This is a genomic window from Psychrobacter sp. 28M-43, assembly GCF_014770435.1.
In the GTDB taxonomy this organism is placed as follows: Bacteria; Pseudomonadota; Gammaproteobacteria; order Pseudomonadales; family Moraxellaceae; genus Psychrobacter.
Map to the genome: position 1 here is coordinate 1,128,652 of NZ_CP061739.1, position 18,677 is coordinate 1,147,328.

13 protein-coding genes are annotated in these 18,677 nt (G+C 42.8%); 6 read left to right on the top strand and 7 right to left on the bottom strand.

Features of this window, described 5'->3' with window-relative positions; translation table 11 throughout:
* Positions 1–70 precede the first annotated feature (70 nt).
* Together IEE84_RS04905 and ppsA are read right to left on the bottom strand one after the other, a co-directional pair.
* On the bottom strand, positions 71–1,051 hold the full coding sequence (locus IEE84_RS04905) for an RDD family protein (protein WP_191115061.1): 981 nt from the start codon (positions 1,049–1,051) through the stop codon (positions 71–73).
* A 114-nt stretch (positions 1,052–1,165) separates the two neighbouring features.
* Positions 1,166–3,550 carry a phosphoenolpyruvate synthase gene (gene ppsA / locus IEE84_RS04910; RefSeq protein WP_191115062.1) on the bottom strand — a complete coding sequence of 795 codons (2,385 nt, stop codon included), beginning with the start codon at positions 3,548–3,550 and terminating at the stop codon, positions 1,166–1,168.
* A gap of 713 nt (positions 3,551–4,263) precedes the next feature.
* On the opposite strand from ppsA, the gene ppsR reads away from it, so the two are divergent.
* Both ppsR and sthA read left to right on the top strand, forming a co-directional pair.
* The gene (ppsR, locus tag IEE84_RS04915; protein WP_101205440.1) at positions 4,264–5,160 is read left to right on the top strand and encodes a posphoenolpyruvate synthetase regulatory kinase/phosphorylase PpsR; all 897 of its coding nucleotides are present in this window, start codon (positions 4,264–4,266) and stop codon (positions 5,158–5,160) included.
* A 143-nt stretch (positions 5,161–5,303) separates the two neighbouring features.
* Positions 5,304–6,953: a Si-specific NAD(P)(+) transhydrogenase gene (gene sthA / locus IEE84_RS04920; RefSeq protein ID WP_057759390.1), complete on the top strand. Its 1,650-nt coding sequence runs from the start codon at positions 5,304–5,306 to the stop codon at positions 6,951–6,953.
* A gap of 103 nt (positions 6,954–7,056) precedes the next feature.
* Here the strand turns inward: sthA and IEE84_RS04925 are convergent, their stop codons facing one another.
* The 5 genes from IEE84_RS04925 to IEE84_RS04945 form a co-directional block, all read right to left on the bottom strand.
* The gene (locus tag IEE84_RS04925) at positions 7,057–8,247 is read right to left on the bottom strand and encodes an ABC transporter permease (protein ID WP_191115063.1); all 1,191 of its coding nucleotides are present in this window, start codon (positions 8,245–8,247) and stop codon (positions 7,057–7,059) included.
* Positions 8,247–9,557, bottom strand: a complete 1,311-nt coding sequence (locus IEE84_RS04930) for an ABC transporter permease (protein WP_191115064.1) — start codon at positions 9,555–9,557, stop codon at positions 8,247–8,249. Before IEE84_RS04930 ends, IEE84_RS04925 begins: the two co-directional genes overlap by 1 nt.
* 3 nt (positions 9,558–9,560) lie before the next feature.
* Positions 9,561–10,760: an HlyD family secretion protein gene (locus IEE84_RS04935; RefSeq protein ID WP_191115065.1), complete on the bottom strand. Its 1,200-nt coding sequence runs from the start codon at positions 10,758–10,760 to the stop codon at positions 9,561–9,563.
* A 48-nt stretch (positions 10,761–10,808) separates the two neighbouring features.
* Positions 10,809–11,675 carry a YihY/virulence factor BrkB family protein gene (locus tag IEE84_RS04940; RefSeq protein WP_114700932.1) on the bottom strand — a complete coding sequence of 289 codons (867 nt, stop codon included), beginning with the start codon at positions 11,673–11,675 and terminating at the stop codon, positions 10,809–10,811.
* 102 nt (positions 11,676–11,777) lie between these two features.
* On the bottom strand, positions 11,778–13,436 hold the full coding sequence (locus tag IEE84_RS04945; RefSeq protein WP_191115066.1) for a TolC family protein: 1,659 nt from the start codon (positions 13,434–13,436) through the stop codon (positions 11,778–11,780).
* A gap of 542 nt (positions 13,437–13,978) precedes the next feature.
* On the opposite strand from IEE84_RS04945, the gene glpK reads away from it, so the two are divergent.
* The 4 genes from glpK to IEE84_RS04965 all read left to right on the top strand — a co-directional run bounded on the left by glpK (position 13,979) and on the right by IEE84_RS04965 (position 18,568).
* Entirely contained in the window at positions 13,979–15,589 is a 1,611-nt protein-coding gene (glpK, locus tag IEE84_RS04950; protein WP_191115067.1) for a glycerol kinase GlpK, read from the top strand.
* Between the two features lie 247 nt (positions 15,590–15,836).
* Positions 15,837–16,349 carry a hypothetical protein gene (locus IEE84_RS04955; protein WP_057759401.1) on the top strand — a complete coding sequence of 171 codons (513 nt, stop codon included), beginning with the start codon at positions 15,837–15,839 and terminating at the stop codon, positions 16,347–16,349.
* A 266-nt stretch (positions 16,350–16,615) separates the two neighbouring features.
* Complete coding sequence (locus IEE84_RS04960) at positions 16,616–17,638, top strand: endonuclease/exonuclease/phosphatase family protein (RefSeq protein WP_191115068.1); 1,023 nt, start codon at positions 16,616–16,618, stop codon at positions 17,636–17,638.
* A 237-nt stretch (positions 17,639–17,875) separates the two neighbouring features.
* On the top strand, positions 17,876–18,568 hold the full coding sequence (locus IEE84_RS04965) for a TetR/AcrR family transcriptional regulator (protein ID WP_101205430.1): 693 nt from the start codon (positions 17,876–17,878) through the stop codon (positions 18,566–18,568).
* Positions 18,569–18,677: the final 109 nt, after the last annotated feature.

Sequence of the window (18,677 nt, forward strand, 5' to 3'; positions counted from 1 at the left end):
AAAGCCGCGATAGTACGCAGCTTTTTTAAGTATAACGAGCTATAAAACCAATAACTAAACCAAAATACTATTATTCAGATTTTGACTTTTTTACCAGTTGGCTACTGTCTGCTTTGACCACTAAGGTTTTGGCAAGTTTGTCATGCCAACCAATGTTTTCAGGGCTTTTAGATGCCATGTAGTAATGGATAGCGATAATCACAAAGCCTAAAAAGCTGGTAAACGAAAACAGTAGGTTATAGATAATAAATAACAATAACGTACGTGTACCGATAAGCTTAATAAACGAAGGTAGACGATGCGTGGTTTGATCCACAACACGAATACCAGTGATTAGCTTGCCTAGCGATTGACCGCGCATGGTAATAAATACCAATTGTAAGGCAAATAGACCAAAGACCATCACTTGTGACATCATCAATGTGCTACTAGGAAGACTTTCCATGAGCGTCATTGAATATTGATAGGCGGCGTCCATGTCTTGGATGTTTTGGAACTTGGTATAGTCCACATCCATCTTAGTCAATGCCATTACTAGCGGCAGTATGGCCAATATATAAAGTAGGCCATTCAATGCAGTCGCCAATACGCGTGACATGATTGGCGCAAGTACCACGTTGCCGACGACTTTATCATTGTCTGCAACAGCCTTTTTGAGAGTAGACTTGTTTAATGAGACATTGTTGTGCGGCGTTTGATGACGATTAGTCGTCATGTCGGCTTTTACGTTTTTAGGACGTTCAGGCTTGCCATATAGTCTGTCTAACGATACTGACTTATCATCTTTTGCTTTACTGGTATCTTCAGGAAAGACGGTCACGTTATTGATGATAGAGTCGTTTACTTCAGGCGTGTTAGCACCGGTCGGGCGATAAACCGTTTGGTTATTGGTAAGATCACCTACGCGCTGCCACTGAGCTAAGCCTTCATGCCACATCAGATCATCAAGCAATACTTCACCAGATGCCAGCATGATATTCAGCTGCTCCAACTGATATGGGCCAGCTTGTACGTTATTTCGAGCAAGGAAAATCTGCATAATTGCCTGCATAGTTAGTCATGTCTTAGGACATTATATTAGGGTCTATTTGAAAAAATCAAATAGACCCTAATAGTGGTATCTTTAATGACTGTGTGAATGACCGCTGTGACTAAACGTAGCGGTTTACTTCGCTTCTTCACCAGCTAAGAAGAACCAAGTATCTAATACTGAGTCAGGGTTCAATGACACTGAGCTGATACCTTGCTCCATTAGCCAGAATGCTAGATCTGGATGGTCTGATGGACCTTGACCACAGATACCGACATACTTACCAGCTTTGCGGCAAGCTTCGATAGCCATAGACAATAGTTTCTTAACAGCAGGGTCACGCTCATCAAATAGATGAGAGACGATACCTGAGTCACGGTCAAGACCAAGCGTTAACTGAGTCAAATCGTTAGAACCGATTGAGAAACCATCGAAATGCTCTAGGAACTCTTCTGCCAATAGGGCGTTGGTTGGTAGCTCACACATCATGATGACGCGTAGACCATTTTCGCCACGTTTTAGACCATTTTTCTCAAGTAATTCGATGACTTCTTTGGCTTCGCCGACAGTACGTACGAATGGAATCATGATCTCAACGTTGGTCAAACCCATGTCATCACGTACACGTTTTAGTGCTTTACACTCAAGCTCAAAACAGTCACGGAAGTTATCAGACACATAACGGCTAGCACCGCGGAAACCAAGCATTGGGTTCTCTTCTGATGGCTCGTATAACTTACCACCAAGCAGGTTAGCGTATTCGTTCGATTTAAAATCTGACATACGAACGATCACTGGCTGATCCATAAAGGCAACAGCTAGCGTTGAGATACCTTCAACCAATTTATCAACATAGAAGTCAACAGGTGACGCATAGCCTGCGATACGCTCTTGGATTGCTTGCGCAATTTCACGTGGCAAGCTGTTCATGTTTAGCAAGGCTTTTGGATGCACACCAATCATACGGTTGATGATGAACTCTAGACGTGCAAGACCAATACCTTCGTTTGGCATTTGGGTGAATGAGAATGCGCGATCTGGGTTACCAACGTTCATCATCACTTTGAATGCTAGCTCTGGCATAGATTCAACAGAGTTAGTCTGTACTTCAAAATCAATCTGGCTTTCGTAGATGAAACCAGTGTCGCCTTCAGCACAAGAAGCAGTTACGTCTTGACCATCAACCAATAGCTCAGTTGCGTTACCACAACCAACGATAGCTGGCACACCTAGCTCACGCGCGATAATAGCAGCGTGACAAGTACGACCACCGCGGTTGGTGATGATAGCAGAAGCACGCTTCATAACTGGTTCCCAATCCGGATCAGTCATGTCTGATACGAGTACGTCGCCTTCTTCTACTTTGTCCATCTCGTTTAGGTTGCTAACGATACGCACTTTACCTGAACCGATACGTTGACCGATTGAACGACCTTCACACAATACTTTTGCGCCAGTCGTGTCGATGACATAACGTTCCATTACGTTGCTGTCTTGACGGCTCTTAACCGTCTCAGGACGTGCTTGAACGATAAAGATTTCGTTAGTATCGCCGTCTTTTGCCCACTCGATGTCCATCGCTTGGCCATAATGCTGTTCAATCGTTACCGCTTGCTTGGCAAGTGAGGTTAGCTCTTCAGTCGATAAAGAGAACTGCATGCGATCTTGTTTTTCAACATCAACGGTTTTAACTGATTTAGCAGTGCTGCCTTCATCGCCATAAACCATTTTCTTATGCTTGCTACCTAGGTTACGGCGGATAACTGATGGCTTACCGTTGGCTAGCAATTTCTTAGAAATGTAGAACTCATCTGGGTTAACCGCACCCTGTACAACCATTTCACCTAGGCCATAGCTTGAGGTGATGAATACCACTTGATCAAAGCCACTCTCAGTATCTAGCGTGAACATAACACCAGCAGCACCAGTCTCTGAACGTACCATACGCTGTACGGCAGCAGATAGTGCAACACCTTCGTGCTCAAAACCTTTGTGTACACGGTAAGAGATTGCACGGTCGTTATATAGAGAGGCAAATACTTCTTTAATAGCAATTAGGACGTTATCAATACCGCGAATGTTCAAGAAGGTTTCTTGTTGACCGGCAAATGACGCATCTGGCAAATCTTCAGCAGTGGCAGAAGAACGTACAGCAACAGCGATGTCTTCGCCGCCGCTCATGGTTTCAAATGATTGACGTACTTCTTGCTCAAGATCTTTTGGCAGTTCTTGTTCAATAATCCAAGTACGAATCTTTTTACCAGTAGCCGCAAGCTTATTAACATCATTTACGTCTAGTGTTTTTAGCTCGCTGTTGATTTTGTCAAGCAAGCCCGTTTCAGTCAAAAAGCGGTTGAATGCATTTGAAGTGGTGGCAAAGCCGCCTGGAACACTAACGCCTAAATCAGAAAGATGGCTGATCATTTCGCCAAGCGAAGCGTTCTTACCACCAACCATTTCGATGTCGTCTTTTCCTAGCTGATCAAGATTGATTACAAGTGCTGTAGATTGCGCTGCCATGATAACTCCAGAAAATAAGGTTATTTAGTAAAGATTATAACGGTGAATTATACCGCCATATTAGGACAATTTCGAGGGTTTTCACCAAAAAACTTGTTAAAAATATACAAATTGTGGGGTTTGCTACATAAATTAGAGCCAGTCCTACCAAGTTTCGTATTTACTAGGATGAAAAATATCATTGTTAGTGACGATGTTATACGCTTTTAAAAGCCAATTACTGCATAAAATAGATGCATTCAAATAAGCCACATCTAGAGCATTTCCATAACTTATGTTTCAATTTTATGTATCTGTATAAAAGAAACATAGTAGAGAAAGCATAAAAAACGTCTTAATGAGAGGCGGATTAGCTATGACGACAAGATGAAAAACAATGTTGGTGCTAAGTGTACGCCTGTAACATTGATTTCTATTAAGAGGCTAATATGCGTATAATGTAGCGCATAGATAGTTGATGCACATTGCATGATAAATGTGCGGTATAGGTACTGAAAAAGTCTCGTTTTAAGAAGGCAGTTATAAAACTTAGTTATACGAGTTATAAAGGTAACTATAAAAAGTCGAGTAAAAGTAACGCTGTCAGATGGTCAAAGCAATACTATTAATAGTCAATAACTGATAAACGATTGCCAAGTCTGAATTATTACTAAGATCTATACCAAAAACTAAATGAAGGTCACTATTGAGTTTTCAACCGAGGTGTCAACGATATGTACTCAAGCAATCCATCTGAACAAGTTAAGTCCACTATCCAAAATCGCCACGCGCTAAACTTGGACAGCTCACAAGCCATTAGAACGGCGTTTTTTATCTCAGATGGCACAGCGATTACGGCTGAGACACTGGGACGTGCTATTTTGAGTCAGTTTGCCTCAGTTCCCTTTGAGACAAGAGTATTGCCATACGTCGATAGCTTAGAGCGTGCAGAAGATGCGGTTGAACAAATCAATATGGCGTATCAGCGCGATGGATCGTTGCCATTGGTTTTCGATACGATCGTCAATCCTGAGATTCGTGAAAAGATTAACTCAGCACACAGCTGTAACTTGGATATGTATGAAGGTCTGATTGGCCGTGTTGCAGAAGAGACTGGTGTGGAGCCAGATGGTCATTCGGGGCATGCACATGACGATGTTGATTCTGAGACCTATAAAGAGCGTATCGATGCAGTGCATTTTGCCTTAGACAATGACGATGGCGCACGTACTCGTCACTATAATGCAGCCGATATAATTTTGGTGGGTGTATCGCGCTCTGGAAAGACGCCGACTTCTTTATACTTAGCATTACAATTCGGTATTCGAGCGGCTAACTATCCTTTAACCGAAGATGACTTGTACGACAATCAGTTGCCGAAAGCATTACGTGAGCACAAAGACAAGCTGTTTGGTTTGCTCATCGATACTGATCGCTTAGTAAAAATCCGTCAAGAGCGCCGTGCAGGCAGTCGTTATTCTAGCTATCAGCAATGCCAGCAAGAGCAGCGCGCGATACAAGGCATTTATATCACGCACGGTATCCCAAGCTTAGATGTATCAGAGATGTCTGTTGAAGAGATTGCCACGCGTATTTTGCAGATGACAGGTCTCAAACGCCGTATTGGATAATTAGAAGCTTTGGTAGTGGTTACTCTATGTCAATGTTGTAAAAACCACACTTACGGCTTATGGTGAGCTGAATTTCAATAGCTTGCCTAAATTTAAGAAGATTAACTCGTACACAAATAGAATCAACAAATAAAGAGGACATCATGGTAAGTAAAAGTGCAAGCGACGAGACCAACGATACTGGTAAAGATATTCATACCGAAGTATCAAATAAATCTAGCGGACACGTGCCAAGCCCTGAACATACCGAAGGTAAGAACAAAAAAGAAAAGATAGAGCAGACTCACGAGCAAGTGACTGATGATGTCATGCATCATCCTGACCTAGTGAATCCGCTTGATGACACACGAATCGATATTAAATCTGGTTTTACCAAAGACTCTCGTCGTCTAAAAAGTGACGATCATGAGTATGAGTACGATGCCGTTGTTTTGGGAGCGGGCCCTGCTGGTGAAGCCGCTGCTATGAAGCTGACTAAGTCTGGTAAAAGAGTGGTGGTCGTCGATCCACGTGATCAAGTAGGGGGTAACTCTACTCACGTTGGTACGATTCCAAGTAAAGCACTACGCCAATCTGTATTTAACTTGATTAACTTCCGCCGCGATCCAATGTTTACCAAGGCGATGGAATATAAGCAAGTACCGCTAAATGAAGTACTCGCCAAAGCGCGTCAAGTTATTCGTCGTCAAGTCAGTACCCACACACGTTTTTATGAGCGCAACCGTATTGAAGTCATCCAAGGTTGGGCAAGTTTTATTGACGCACATACGCTACGTATTGAAGTCGATGAAAATGTTTACGAAACCATCACTTTCAATAAAGCCATCATTACTGTCGGTAGTCGTCCTTACCGTCCTGAGATTTTAGACTTTAACCATCCACGCGTTTTTGACTCTGACAAAATCTTGCAAATGGATTATGTGGTCAAAAAAATCATCATTTATGGTGCAGGGGTGATTGGTTGTGAGTATGCGTCTATCTTTACTGGTCTTGGCTACAAAGTTGATCTAATCAATAACCAAGATCAGTTGCTCAACTACTTAGACAGCGAAATCAGTGATGCCATCGCGCATGACTTTAGACAGTTCGGTGTGCTTATCCGTAGTAATGAAGAGATTGATCATCTTGAGACTCATGATGATTATGTGGTGTTACACTTAAAGAGTGGCAAGCGCATCAAATCTGATGCCATTCTTTGGTCAAATGGTCGCTCAGGTAATACCGAAGGCTTAAACTTAGAAGCCATTGGGCTAAAAGCAAACGGCCGTGGTCAGCTAAAAGTAGATGACACTTACTGTACGGACGTCGACAATATCTATGCGGCGGGCGACGTAATTGGTTGGCCATCATTAGCTTCTGCTGCCTATGACCAAGGTCGCTGTGCCGCTGCATTTATGGTCGGTGATAGTGATGCTGAGCCAGTATCTAGTGTACCGACTGGTATCTATACGATTCCTGAAATCTCTTGTATCGGTAAGACAGAGCAAGAGCTTACGGATGAAAAAGTTCCATATGAAGTGGGTCAGGCATTCTTTAAACATCTGGCACGTGCCCAAATCATTGGTGAACGTTCAGGCGTATTAAAGATATTATTCCATCGTGATACGTTAGAGATTCTAGGCATCCATTGCTACGGTAACCACGCTTCAGAAATTATTCACATTGGTCAAGCAGTGATGAAGTGTAAGAGCAACAATACGCTTGAGTACTTTGTAAATACGACTTTCAATTATCCAACGATGGCAGAAGCATACCGTGTGGCAGCATTGAATGGTTTGAACCGAGTGTTTTAAACCACTGTCTATCTATATCGTATAAATAAAAAAGCGCCTGCTACTATATTATTAATAGTGCAGGCGCTTTTTTTATGCTCATATATTACATTAATTTGAAGATTTATAAGTAGGCCTTTCGTTGTGGAATACGCTTGCGTAAAAATAGCAATAAAACAAAATAGAGCAACCATAAGCCAGCCAACGCATAAAATCCTATAGCGACTTGAGAGACACTGGCACCCATTTGGTTAAGCTGCACAGAGGTATTGATTGCAGGCGTGGTCGGTACCAGCCAACGTATTACTTGTAATACTTGAGGCAATTGGTCTGCTGGCCAAGGGTAGCCGCTTAAGAAGAATATCGGTAAGGAGATAAAAATTAAGATCTGCATGCTGCGCTCACGCTGCCGGAACCATAATCCGAGCACGCAGCCGAGCGTTGCGACTGTCGGACAAAATAGTGCCAAAAACAGCAGCGTACCAAGCATGTTTTGTCCGCGTGGATAATGATGTAGCTCAAACGCCCACCCATAATAAAAGCAGCCAACGATAAAGCTAAGTGAGCTTAGCGCTCCAATACGTCCTAGCCAGCCACGTATACTGGTACTGTGACGGCGCTGCTCATACCATGTGCCAATCAGCATCGCAGTCGCCATTAAAAGTGTCTGCTGTAAAATGATAACAGAGACAGCTGGTACGACATAAGCACCATAGCCTTCAGTTTGGTTATACAGTGGTATAATCCGCAGCGGTACAGCTTGAGTATTCTGTGCTGCGGTAGATGCATAAGCGCCTTTCGCAATGCTTTTCTGTACTTTAATACCAGCCGATACTGTACCCACTGCTTGAGAGAACCCCAGTTGGACGTTTTTATTTAAAATAAAATAACCGCCATTACCCAGTACGCTGACGTGTGCTTGCTCTCCGGACTGAACTTGTTCTTCAAGACCAGCTGAGATCACCATATAGCCTGCGATTTGATCTGACCATATGGCTTCTTTGGCAGCCTGCTCATTGATAAATCGTTCAGTATCTAGGTATGGACTAGCACTCGCATAGCGCACGAGAGTACGCGATAAGTTACTGTTATCATGATCAATGATACCTACTGGCACATGATTGACCACCTCAGACGAGTAGGGCCAAGGATAGAAAAACCCATAGATAATTGGGGCGATCACTAGCATCAAAAGTACGCCTTTATCGCCAAAGACGTCTTTGAAAGTTTGAATAAAGCTGTTCCAAAAACTGTGTGATGCCGGAGTGTCGGTTAAATTGGTTTTTGAGTGTGTATTATTTGATTGTGCAGACATTAGCGTGCTCCCCAACGTTCAGGATGCGCCAATGCGCGCTTGGTTAATAGTGCTGCAAGTATTAGCGCTATTATGGCTGCAAGCATGAGGCCATAGACGATAGGTAGCGATATGGCGATCGGTGCTTGCATTTGTAACTGTGCAATATGGAGCTTGAGATAGTGCGTTAGCGGCAGCGCATTTGACCAATATTGCGCGCTATCACTAATCGCAATATATGGAAAAGTAACACCGGCAAAGGCATAAGAAGGCGCTGAAATAAATCCGGTAGTCGATAGACCCATACGTAATGAAAAAGAATTCAAAGTAAAAATAGCACCTAGCCAAAACGACAATACCATTAGGCACAAAAACCCAGCATAGACTGCCATGAGAGACGTAATATTTATATTCTGATTGGACGTTGCCAGCCACAATATCAATGCTGACCACAAGCTATAAGCCAGTATTGGCCAAAAGTATTTACCCAATAAACCAAATACCAACACTGATAGGCTGACCGAATTGGGCACTTTTGCGCTTGACGATGATGCTTTGTTATCGCTGCTATCTTGTTTGGTTGATAGCGAAGATGTCGTTTTTGAGGCTTTAGATAAGGTTAGATGAGGCTTGCCTGTATTAATGAAACGGTACCAGCGACCGATATTCTTATCACGTAACTCGCGGCCAATCGTAGTTGCGCCAATGACCATTGCCAATATATGTAATAAGGCAGGTATGACGGTCGATGCCAAAAACTGCTGATAATTGGTCGCAGCATTGAATAAGCTAATACGCTGCACACTGATAGGCGCGTAAGCCGTCATCGCTTGTGATGGCGCTACGCCTTGTTTGACCAATCGTTTGATCTCTACACCTGCGGATAATGTACTAGCGACTGCTTGGACACCTGCCTGAATAATACCAGAGTGTGTACCATACTGTGCATTGACTTGTAGAGTCAATGGAGCAGGCTGGCTCGATAAGATATTACGAGAAAAATCCTCTGGGATAATGACAACAGCGTAAATATCGCGCTGTAAAATGGCAGCCTCTGCATCCGCTTGGGAGTAATACAGCTGTCTGACCGTCAAAGTAGGACTGGCCTCTAAGTAATGGACGGCAGTATTGGCAACAGCGCTGTTGTCTTGATCGATGACTCCGATAGGCAAATCGGTAATTTGAGTCTGTGAAAATATCCACCATATTAGCAGCACCGTTGCCAGTGGTATCCATACCACCATGCTAAAGTCCCAATGATTTTTTGCCAAAAAACGGCGCTCGTAGGCTGCACTGCGTAAAAAAGCCTCACTTAACTTAGTCAAGTGCATGGCTTACTCTTGGTTCTGATTGACAGGAGTATGATTGATACGTACGACCACGCTCATACCCGAGCGGATACGAGCATCAGGCTTAGAGGGTCGTGCCTTTACCTCAAAAGTACGCACATCAAAACCATCATCGTTATTGGTCGGACGCCAAGTGGCAAAGTCTGATAAGGTCGATGTCGCATAGACGGTAAACTGTTTTGTATAAGGCTTATCCGCTGATGACAGCGCTGGGATAGTACCGGCAAATGTCTGACCAATAGCAAATTGATTTAAATAAGACTCAGTGACGTTAAGTACTACCCATTGGTCATTGGTATCCACCAACGTCAGGAGCGGAACCCCTTGACCGATGACTTCTCCAGCACTCACGATGACATTATCGACGATACCAGCGATAGGACTTCTTAGGTTCGCTTCCTCTTTTGCTACTAGCGCTTCATCTAGTTTTGCATCGACCTGTGCAACTTGTGCAGTGGCCGCTGACTTATCTTCAGTACGTGCGCCTTCTAACGCCAGATCATACTGCAAGCGAGCTGCTTCGGTTTGGTCTTGAGTAGCAAGATATTGCGCATACGCCTCATCGCGCTTTTGTCGCGCCATCAATCCTTCTTCGTAAAGGCGATTGACACGTTGATAGGTGTTTTCTGCTAAGTCAGACGCGGCTTTATTGGCTTGCCAAGCAGCTTTTGCTTGGGCGATTTCTTGCGGGCGCGCACCATTTTCTGCTTTGTCTAATTGGCTTTGTGCGATTTGCTTACCAGCACGTGCTTGATTAATCTTGGCATTAATCTCAGGCGAATCCATCTCAACCAGTTGCTGACCTGCCGTTACCGTATCACCCTCTGTTACCATAATTTGGGCAATACGCCCTGGTACTTTTGCAGCGATCGACGTTTGCTGCATTTGCATTTGTCCTTGCAGCGTAATAACTTCTGGCTCGCTATGCGCATTACTTTTGTATAAGCCGTACGCAATCGTACCAAGGACAATCAGTATGAATAGTGCAAGTAATGCTTTTTTTATATGCGCAGATTTGTCAGTTTTAGAGGCGTCACGATTATAAGTAGGTGTCGGTTGCTCTGGTTCAATATCAGACACGTCTTCTACAGGATCGACTGAATTTTGTATATCTTGAGAGGTCACTGACTCGGTTGCATCAGCTGATTTATTTGAGTCGTCTGATTCGCGTGGTAATTCTGTCATGACAATGAGATTCCTAAAGCAACAAAGTTGAAAATAAAGGGTTTATTACTAGTACACTCGAAACGCATAAGGCTTGGCGTTGTCTATGGTTTCAGAATTAAAAATAGCACCAAGAGCGACGATAAATGCTGAATAATAGAGCCATAGCATAATGACCACGGCAGCTGAAAGTGCGCCAAACTCAGCACTATAGTTATTAAAATTTTGCACATAAATTGAAAACAAGATGGACAATATAATCCATAAAACCGTTGCCAGCGCAGCGCCCGGCATCAATTTTTTGAGGGCGACGGCATCACGATTTGGGGCTAGGCGATAAAGGCCTAAAAAGCTTAAGAATATGATACCTGTCAATATGGGCCACCTGCTCCAAAGCGCAATTGTCTTTGCTATCTGAGGGAAAGGGAAGTAGGCGGCTCCCAAAGGAATAATTGCGATAGAGGAGACTGCGATAATCAATACGACTACTGCTGCAAAGGTCAGACCAACTGCGCGGATCGTGCTTTGTACAAAACTGCGCTCTTGAGTGATATGAAACGCAAGGTTAATAAGAATAATTAAAGATTTGATACCTTTAGAACCCGCGTAAAGTGCGAGCAAGGACGATATAAGCAGGCTGAAAGTCAGAGCAGACGTAGTTGTAGAAACCAACTCGCTCAGACGGGAGTTGAGCACTTCATATACTGTATCGGGTATAAATTGACTCAAAAGCGAGATTTGCTCTTGCATCTCAGCAGGAGAAAACGCAAGACCATAAAGCAGTACAAACACAGCCATCACTGGAAAAATTGATAAGAATCCAAAGAAACCTACGCTTGCGCAATGCGCCCAAACGTTAGAATTATTGGCAATACGCCACGTTTCTAGTAACGTCTGTAGCCAGTTTTTTATCGATTTAGAGGTCAATTTTTTCATAAAAGCAGCTATTTACAATAGGGTTGGTAATAGTATTTTCGATGTCAGATTTATAGTAATACAAAGCATTTATCAGCACGACTTATGGTTTCTCATATCACATCATTGCTCAGTATATAAAGTAGGCAATTGAATGTCAGCGGTATTGAGATAAGCATTAAAAGCAAGTGGCGTACCACAGCTTTGCATAAGGGCAGCCAGTGACTGTACATAGTCATTAGCAGCCTGTGCTTGCTCGGTACGTGCTTTAAGCGATTGCGTTTGTGCTTGCACTACGTCAACGGTGGTATTCACACCTTCTTGTAATCCTAAGCGTCGTAGTCGCAATACTTCTGCGGCCAAATCAACATTACTTTGCAGTGCCTGATAGCGTGATTGGGCATTATTGACATCGTGCCAGTTTTTTTCTACCAGTAGCAATAAATTGTCACTGACTTCAATCTCAGAGAGATCGGCCTGACGAATTTTGGCACTACTGGATGCTAATGATGCGGCTTTATCGAGTCCACCCCATAGCTTCCAACTGGCAGATATACCAGCGACCCAGCTTGGATCTTTCTCTACCTGACCATAACCGTATAGCAATACCGTAGGCTTGTAGCCCGTATCTGATAGCGCATGTAACTGCTGAGCCTGTGCCCGCTTGGCTGCAACTTTTTGTAGTCCGGGATGGTTATTTAGTGCCAAGTCCTGAAAGTAGCTCACATCTGGTAGAGGGCGACTAGAGACAAACAAAGGCGTGGTTGGTTTAATACGGTAGTCGGTACGTAGTAGACGCTGTAGCGCAATCATGGCTAGGCGCGCATCATTATTGGCATTGACGGATTCACTCTTGGCATCCGCAAGCGCCGACTGTGCTTCTAGTCTATCGACACGTGAGATAAAACCTTCTTCAAACAAACGCTCGGCCATATGGTCGGTCTGCTGCAATGTATCATAAGCGTCTTCTCGTAAGTAAGCGGCGATAATCGCTAACTGTGCCTTAAAATAACGCTCAATTAACGTATTATAAAGCTCGTTCTTATCCAGTACGCTATCAGCCATCGCTTCTTGCGTACGTGCATCCGAGGCGCCAGTCAGTGCGTCCGTACGTCCAGCAGTATAAATAGGCCAAACGACGCCAAGTCCTGCGCCTGATGTAGAGCCTGAGCGCTTGAGGTTGTAGGAGTCGGGGATACGCTCACCGACCAGCTCACCAAAGTCTGGTAGGTCTGCTGTAGGAGGGACTATGTTATCTACGCCATTGTTTACTTCGTTCACGATACCGCTTCTGAGAGAAGATAAATCTATATCCTCATCTAAATGATAGGCACTGGCAGATACTCGAGCAAATACGAGTGGATTGTCGATAGTTCTGAGTGCGTCAGTTTGGTATTCACTAGCAGCAATCGCTGCTTGATTGGCAGCAATTTTAGGTGATACTTGTACCAGAAGCTTCTGCGCTTGCTCTAAGCTCAAAAAGCTTGAGACGTCTAGTGCGTAGCTGTTATCGACGGCTTTATGTGTGATAGGGTCAACAAGCGTAGACAGTGCCTGCGACTCAGCCTTATTAGGATTTGGTACTGTATGAAAAGGCGCTACAGTTGGTTTATCATTATCAGTTGGACTATCAGCATCTATGATTTGTGTCACAGCCACTGGTGTAACATCATCTGACACTTCTATACTGTCAGTGTCAGTGCTCGCGTAAGTCATGACAGGCACGCTCATGACTGCAACTGTCATCATAGCAGTCGGTAGCGCTGATAAAATGAATTTCATAAGTCACATAAGCCATTAATTAGAATGTAAGGTATTATAAAATAAGGAACAGCACCAATAGGTTTCATTGCTCAGGATATAAAGTTGCTGAACTATTATAGACTATTTGCCAGCTAGCGAAAAAATGATGCTTAAATAAATCATTCATATTCTAATATAAAAATACGGCTATATTAAAAGCGCTAACAAGCGGTCATTCGTCATAAGAGGTACACTGTAGAGCCACAATGGTGACGGGTCAATGCTCAGTATTTTGCCGTTTTCTATTGTGTGACCAGTAGCGGTATGATAGAGGTTGGATTTAATTTTTAAATATCTGTTTATAAGTAACAACATAGCCAACAAGACGTTTTCAATTCGCGCGATTTATTTTTAGATAGATTTTGTTTTTAATCTCATTATGAAAGCATTTAGACGATAATTAACAAATAAAAAATGCTCAATAAGCATCAGTCAATAAGTAGCAATTAATAAGTAGCAGTCAATGAATAGTCACTAAATGGCTATTAAGTAGAATAAATAACATTGGTAGAGGGTGAGTCATGGCAGGTTATATTTTAGCGTTGGATCAAGGGACCACATCGAGTCGTGCGATATTGTACGATGATCATGCACGTCCTATCAAAATGGTACAACAGCCAACGACGCTGCAAACACCAAGAGCTGGATTCGTTGAACAAGATGCACAGCAGATCTGGCAAACTCAGATTAGCTGTGCACATGATGTTATTAATCGGGCAGGACTGCTTGCCACTGACGTTACCAGTATCGCGATTACCAATCAGCGCGAGTCGATTGTGATGTGGGATAAGCAAACTGGTAAGCCACTGGCTCCCGCCATTATTTGGCAAGATAGGCGTACCGCAAATTACTGTAAGACGCTCGCTGCTGAAAGTGCTACTAATAGTATGAATGACCCTGTGCATCAGGACATTGATAGTGTCAACATGGCACATGAAGTTCAGCGTATTACAGGCCTGCGTTTAGACCCGTATTTTAGTGCCAGTAAGATTGCTTGGTTACTTGAAAATAATCCGAAGCTGAGTGTACGAGCCAGCAGAGGGGAGATAGCGGTTGGCACGATTGATAGTTGGCTGATTTATAAGCTCACAGGCGGGGAGCATGTCATCGACGTGACCAATGCTTCTCGTACATTGTTATTCGATATCCATAAGCTGGCATGGTCAGAGACACTTTGTGACCGATTTGCTATACCTATGAATATATTGCCTAAAGTACTATCGTCCGACGGTGATTTTGGCAAAACTAAAAAAGGCCTGTTTGCAAAGCAAATACCTATTCAAGCAGTATTGGGTGATCAGCAAGCAGCGCTCTTTGGGCAAGGTTGCCTTGATGCAGGCATGGCCAAAAACACTTATGGTACAGGCTGCTTTATGCTAATGAATATTGGCCAACAGCCAAAATTGAGTGAGCATAAGCTGCTAACCACCATTGCATGGCAACGTAAAACGTCACCAATTCGTCCAGACAATTTATCATTTGACCAAATCGTACAGTCAGGCAAACGCATGCTACAGCCGCCTAAAAAAGAAGTCACTTATGCTCTAGAGGGCAGTGTCTTTATGGCAGGGGCTATCGTTCAATGGCTGCGTGATAATTTGGGTATGATTCAGCAAAGTAGTGATGTCGAGGACCTAGCCCGTCAAGTAGACAGTAGCGAAGATGTTGTTCTATTACCTGCCTTTACTGGACTGGGCGCGCCTTACTGGCGTTCGGATATTAGTGCTAGCATTACTGGTATGAGCCGCGGTACTACTAAGGCACATATTGCTCGCGCTGCATTGGAGGCCGTTGCCTATCAAACCTATGATGTGCTTATCGCTATGCAAAAAGACAGCCCTCATCCTTTGACTGAGCTGAGGGTAGATGGCGGCGCTGCAAATAATGATTTACTCATGCAGTTCCAAGCAGATTTGTTGGGTGTTCCGGTATTACGTCCTAGAGATACAGAGATTACGGCGAAGGGCGCAGCACTCCTCGCAGGTCTGAAAACTGGGCTATATGACGAATCGACAATGAAAGCTTCATGGCAAGTAGATCGCGTGTTTGAACCAAGTATGTCGTCTGATACTCGTGAGCAGCATCTTGCTAAATGGCAACAGGCTATCAAAAGGTCTCTAATGCCGTTATAAGATTGATTTACTTAGTAAATTTATTGTGATCGTACATTTATAATTACTGAAAGTATGAGGCTGCCGTACACGAATGTGATAAAGATACAGGCTGTAACGCAAGATAATCGCAATACGGACACAGTTTACAAAATCGGCCTATCTGTCCTTACCTATAAATTTCTATACTTCAATTGGATTTAGTAAGACCGCTAGTTTTTAGCAAATAAATAATTCAATAAATAATAAATAATTTAAGGACAATACTATGAGTAACCATGATGCTATCGATCGCAGTGAAGTAAAACATATGTCAAAAGAAACAAAAGAAGACTTAAACGCAGACATCATTACCGGTGAGCCAGGTTCACATCCAGTAGGTACAGGTATCGGCGGTGTAGGCGGTGCAGCAGCAGGTGCAGCTATCGGCACAATGGCAGGTCCATTAGGTACGCTAATTGGTGGTGCTATTGGTGCTATCGTTGGTGGCGGCGCAGGTCATGCAGCAGCAGAAGCCATTGACCCAACTCATGAAGAAGCGTACTGGCGTGCAGAGTATGCAAACGCCGATTACCATAGAGAAGAATACGACTTCGACCGTGATTTGCATCCAGCATATGCAGTTGGTTATGCGAACCGTGCTCGTTATCCAGTAGATGCTCGTTTTGAAGATCACGAAGCAGATTTAGAGCGTTCATGGCACGAAGTAAAAGGTGAGTCTCGCATGGAATGGAACGAAGCGCGTCAAGCATCACGTGATGCATGGAACCGCGTATCATAAGAAAGTTTAAATAATTAATAGAACGGTTAGGCAAACATCTTGGCAGACAGTTCACCTAGTAATTAGCTAATATTAGAAGTTGCTATACCATTACCTAAAATAGATTAATTGTATGTCCAGTTCTATTAGTAAATCTACTTATCAACATTTATGCTATTTTAAAACTTCCAAAGTTTAACTTTGGGAGTTTTTTTAGGCATAAAATTTGCAGCGTATACACATACGTGAATATTATGTACTATAATAATGAGAACGATGGGGAACATATGAGTAATAACACTGAAAGTAGTAAACAGTTTTATATCGCAACGGCAAACCTGCTGAACTTTGCGAACCCTAATCGAACTTATTATGAAAATGCGCCAGCTTATAACGATGAAACCTATGAACATAAGCTGCGAGGTCTTACAGATTTGTTGGCTAAAGCGCATGCTGACATTATCGCAGTACAAGAGGTTTGGGATAGTAATGCATTAGAGGCGCTGGCTGTTTCACTAGGTTTTAAGCCCGAGCATGCGGTCATTCCACTTGCAAGTAACGATAGCGCCAGTATATATACTAAAGGTATGGGTGCACAGAATACGCCTGCTGTCGGTATTATCAGCAGATTTGAGCAGTTAGAAACCAGTTTGCTAGAAAATATAGCACCAAAAGCCATTATTGATGTACCTGATATCGGCCCTTATCAACGCTTCAACCGTCCTCCATTAGTATTACGTGTTGACGCGTACGGGCAGCCCATTACAGTTATTACAGCGCATCTAAAAAGCAAACGTGCTTTTTTCTTACGTGACGAAAATGGTGACCTATTAGAAGACATGGACGATCCAAATATTCGAGTTCGCGCCAAGCTTCGTAGTTTATGTATGCGCGCGGCAGAAGCGGCTTCTATCCGTATGTCTATCATAGAACGATTGCAACATACCCGTGAACCATTGATTCTATTGGGCGATATGAATGATGTCACAGGTAGCGTGACTACTCAGTTGATGACAGAAACTGGGGAAGTGAATTACGATAAAAGTATGCGTGATGTTGCACTATTTGATGCTGCTCGGATTCAGGCACGATATGGCTGGATGAAGGATGTTGCCTATACCCATATATATCAAGGCATGCCAGAAGTTATTGACCAGTTATTTGTCTCAGAAGAGTTTTTGCCTGATAGTAAGTTTTCGCTCGGTTATGTCGAACGAGTCGATTATTTTAATGATCATTTGAAGTGGGACTATGCCGATAGAGTCACTGAGCATGGTATTATAAGGGCGAAAATAAAACTCAATGATTAACTTTATAAAATTAGACGGTTAGCTCTATTAAATTGCTGATCGTAGTATTGTTTTTTAACCTATTCATGTCCCTTGCTTGATAATGTGCAAGCGTTTATGATGCCTCTGCATTGAATATAGTAGTGACCATACAGGCTTTATATTTTAGCTGACAGTCAACCATCCTTTATCTGAGGATAAATACTATTCAATGAAGATTATATTTATAAAATAGGGCGCAACATTAAGAGATTCACAATGAGTGATAATAAAGACGAAAAGATTGAAGATGTGTTGGTAGATTCGGAATTGGCAAAGAAGCTTGTACCTAATAAGTTTAAGTTTACTAGCCAGCAAGGCCGTGCACGTCGTCAAAAACTATTGGCTGGTGCCAAAAAATTGAGCGAAACGCATGCTATTAACGATATTACGTTAGCAGCTGTGTGTGAAGAAGCGGGTATACCAAGAGCTTCTGCTTACCATTTTTTCCCTAATATTGAAGCAATATTTTTAGCATTGCGTTTTTTGAATGCGATTGAAATATTAGAGATGGTAGAGACGGTCGATATTGGCAACTATGACAGATGGCAAGGGTATTTAACGGCGCTTATCGATCATTGTATTACCATATTCCATAATGATGAGACAAAAGCCAAGCTTATCTATGATACTAATACACCTGATTTTGAAGGTGACAGTTTTGGTGAGGATATGGATCATCAAATTGTTGATTTGGTCTATAAGCGTTTGTCAGAGCGTTATGAGATGCCAAACTTCCATGATATCCAAGATACCTTGTTGATTGCTTATAGTATCGTAAATGCTATCTTTACGTTGTCTTATCGCCGTCATCAGAGTATCACTGAAGAGTATATCCAAGAAGCAAATACAGCATTTATTGCTTATTTACGTTGTTACCTACCAGAAAAGTTGCCACGTAAAAACCGCTAATTGAGCTTACTTTAAACATAAAAAAGCCGACAAATATGTCGGCTTTTTTATGTTTAGTTTTTAGTATAGGACTGGAAATAATACAGATTAATATCTCTAATAAAACAGC

Bases quoted from the DNA above. Each gene is read 5' to 3' on its own strand.
- IEE84_RS04905 (WP_191115061.1), bottom strand. From the start codon at position 1,051: ATGCAGGCAATTATGCAGATTTTCCTTGCTCGAAATAACGTACAAGCT.
- ppsA (WP_191115062.1), bottom strand. From the start codon at position 3,550: ATGGCAGCGCAATCTACAGCACTTGTAATCAATCTTGATCAGCTAGGA.
- ppsR (WP_101205440.1), top strand. From the start codon at position 4,264: ATGTACTCAAGCAATCCATCTGAACAAGTTAAGTCCACTATCCAAAAT.
- sthA (WP_057759390.1), top strand. From the start codon at position 5,304: ATGGTAAGTAAAAGTGCAAGCGACGAGACCAACGATACTGGTAAAGAT.
- IEE84_RS04925 (WP_191115063.1), bottom strand. From the start codon at position 8,247: ATGTCTGCACAATCAAATAATACACACTCAAAAACCAATTTAACCGAC.
- IEE84_RS04930 (WP_191115064.1), bottom strand. From the start codon at position 9,557: ATGCACTTGACTAAGTTAAGTGAGGCTTTTTTACGCAGTGCAGCCTAC.
- IEE84_RS04935 (WP_191115065.1), bottom strand. From the start codon at position 10,760: ATGACAGAATTACCACGCGAATCAGACGACTCAAATAAATCAGCTGAT.
- IEE84_RS04940 (WP_114700932.1), bottom strand. From the start codon at position 11,675: ATGAAAAAATTGACCTCTAAATCGATAAAAAACTGGCTACAGACGTTA.
- IEE84_RS04945 (WP_191115066.1), bottom strand. From the start codon at position 13,436: ATGAAATTCATTTTATCAGCGCTACCGACTGCTATGATGACAGTTGCA.
- glpK (WP_191115067.1), top strand. From the start codon at position 13,979: ATGGCAGGTTATATTTTAGCGTTGGATCAAGGGACCACATCGAGTCGT.
- IEE84_RS04955 (WP_057759401.1), top strand. From the start codon at position 15,837: ATGAGTAACCATGATGCTATCGATCGCAGTGAAGTAAAACATATGTCA.
- IEE84_RS04960 (WP_191115068.1), top strand. From the start codon at position 16,616: ATGAGTAATAACACTGAAAGTAGTAAACAGTTTTATATCGCAACGGCA.
- IEE84_RS04965 (WP_101205430.1), top strand. From the start codon at position 17,876: ATGAGTGATAATAAAGACGAAAAGATTGAAGATGTGTTGGTAGATTCG.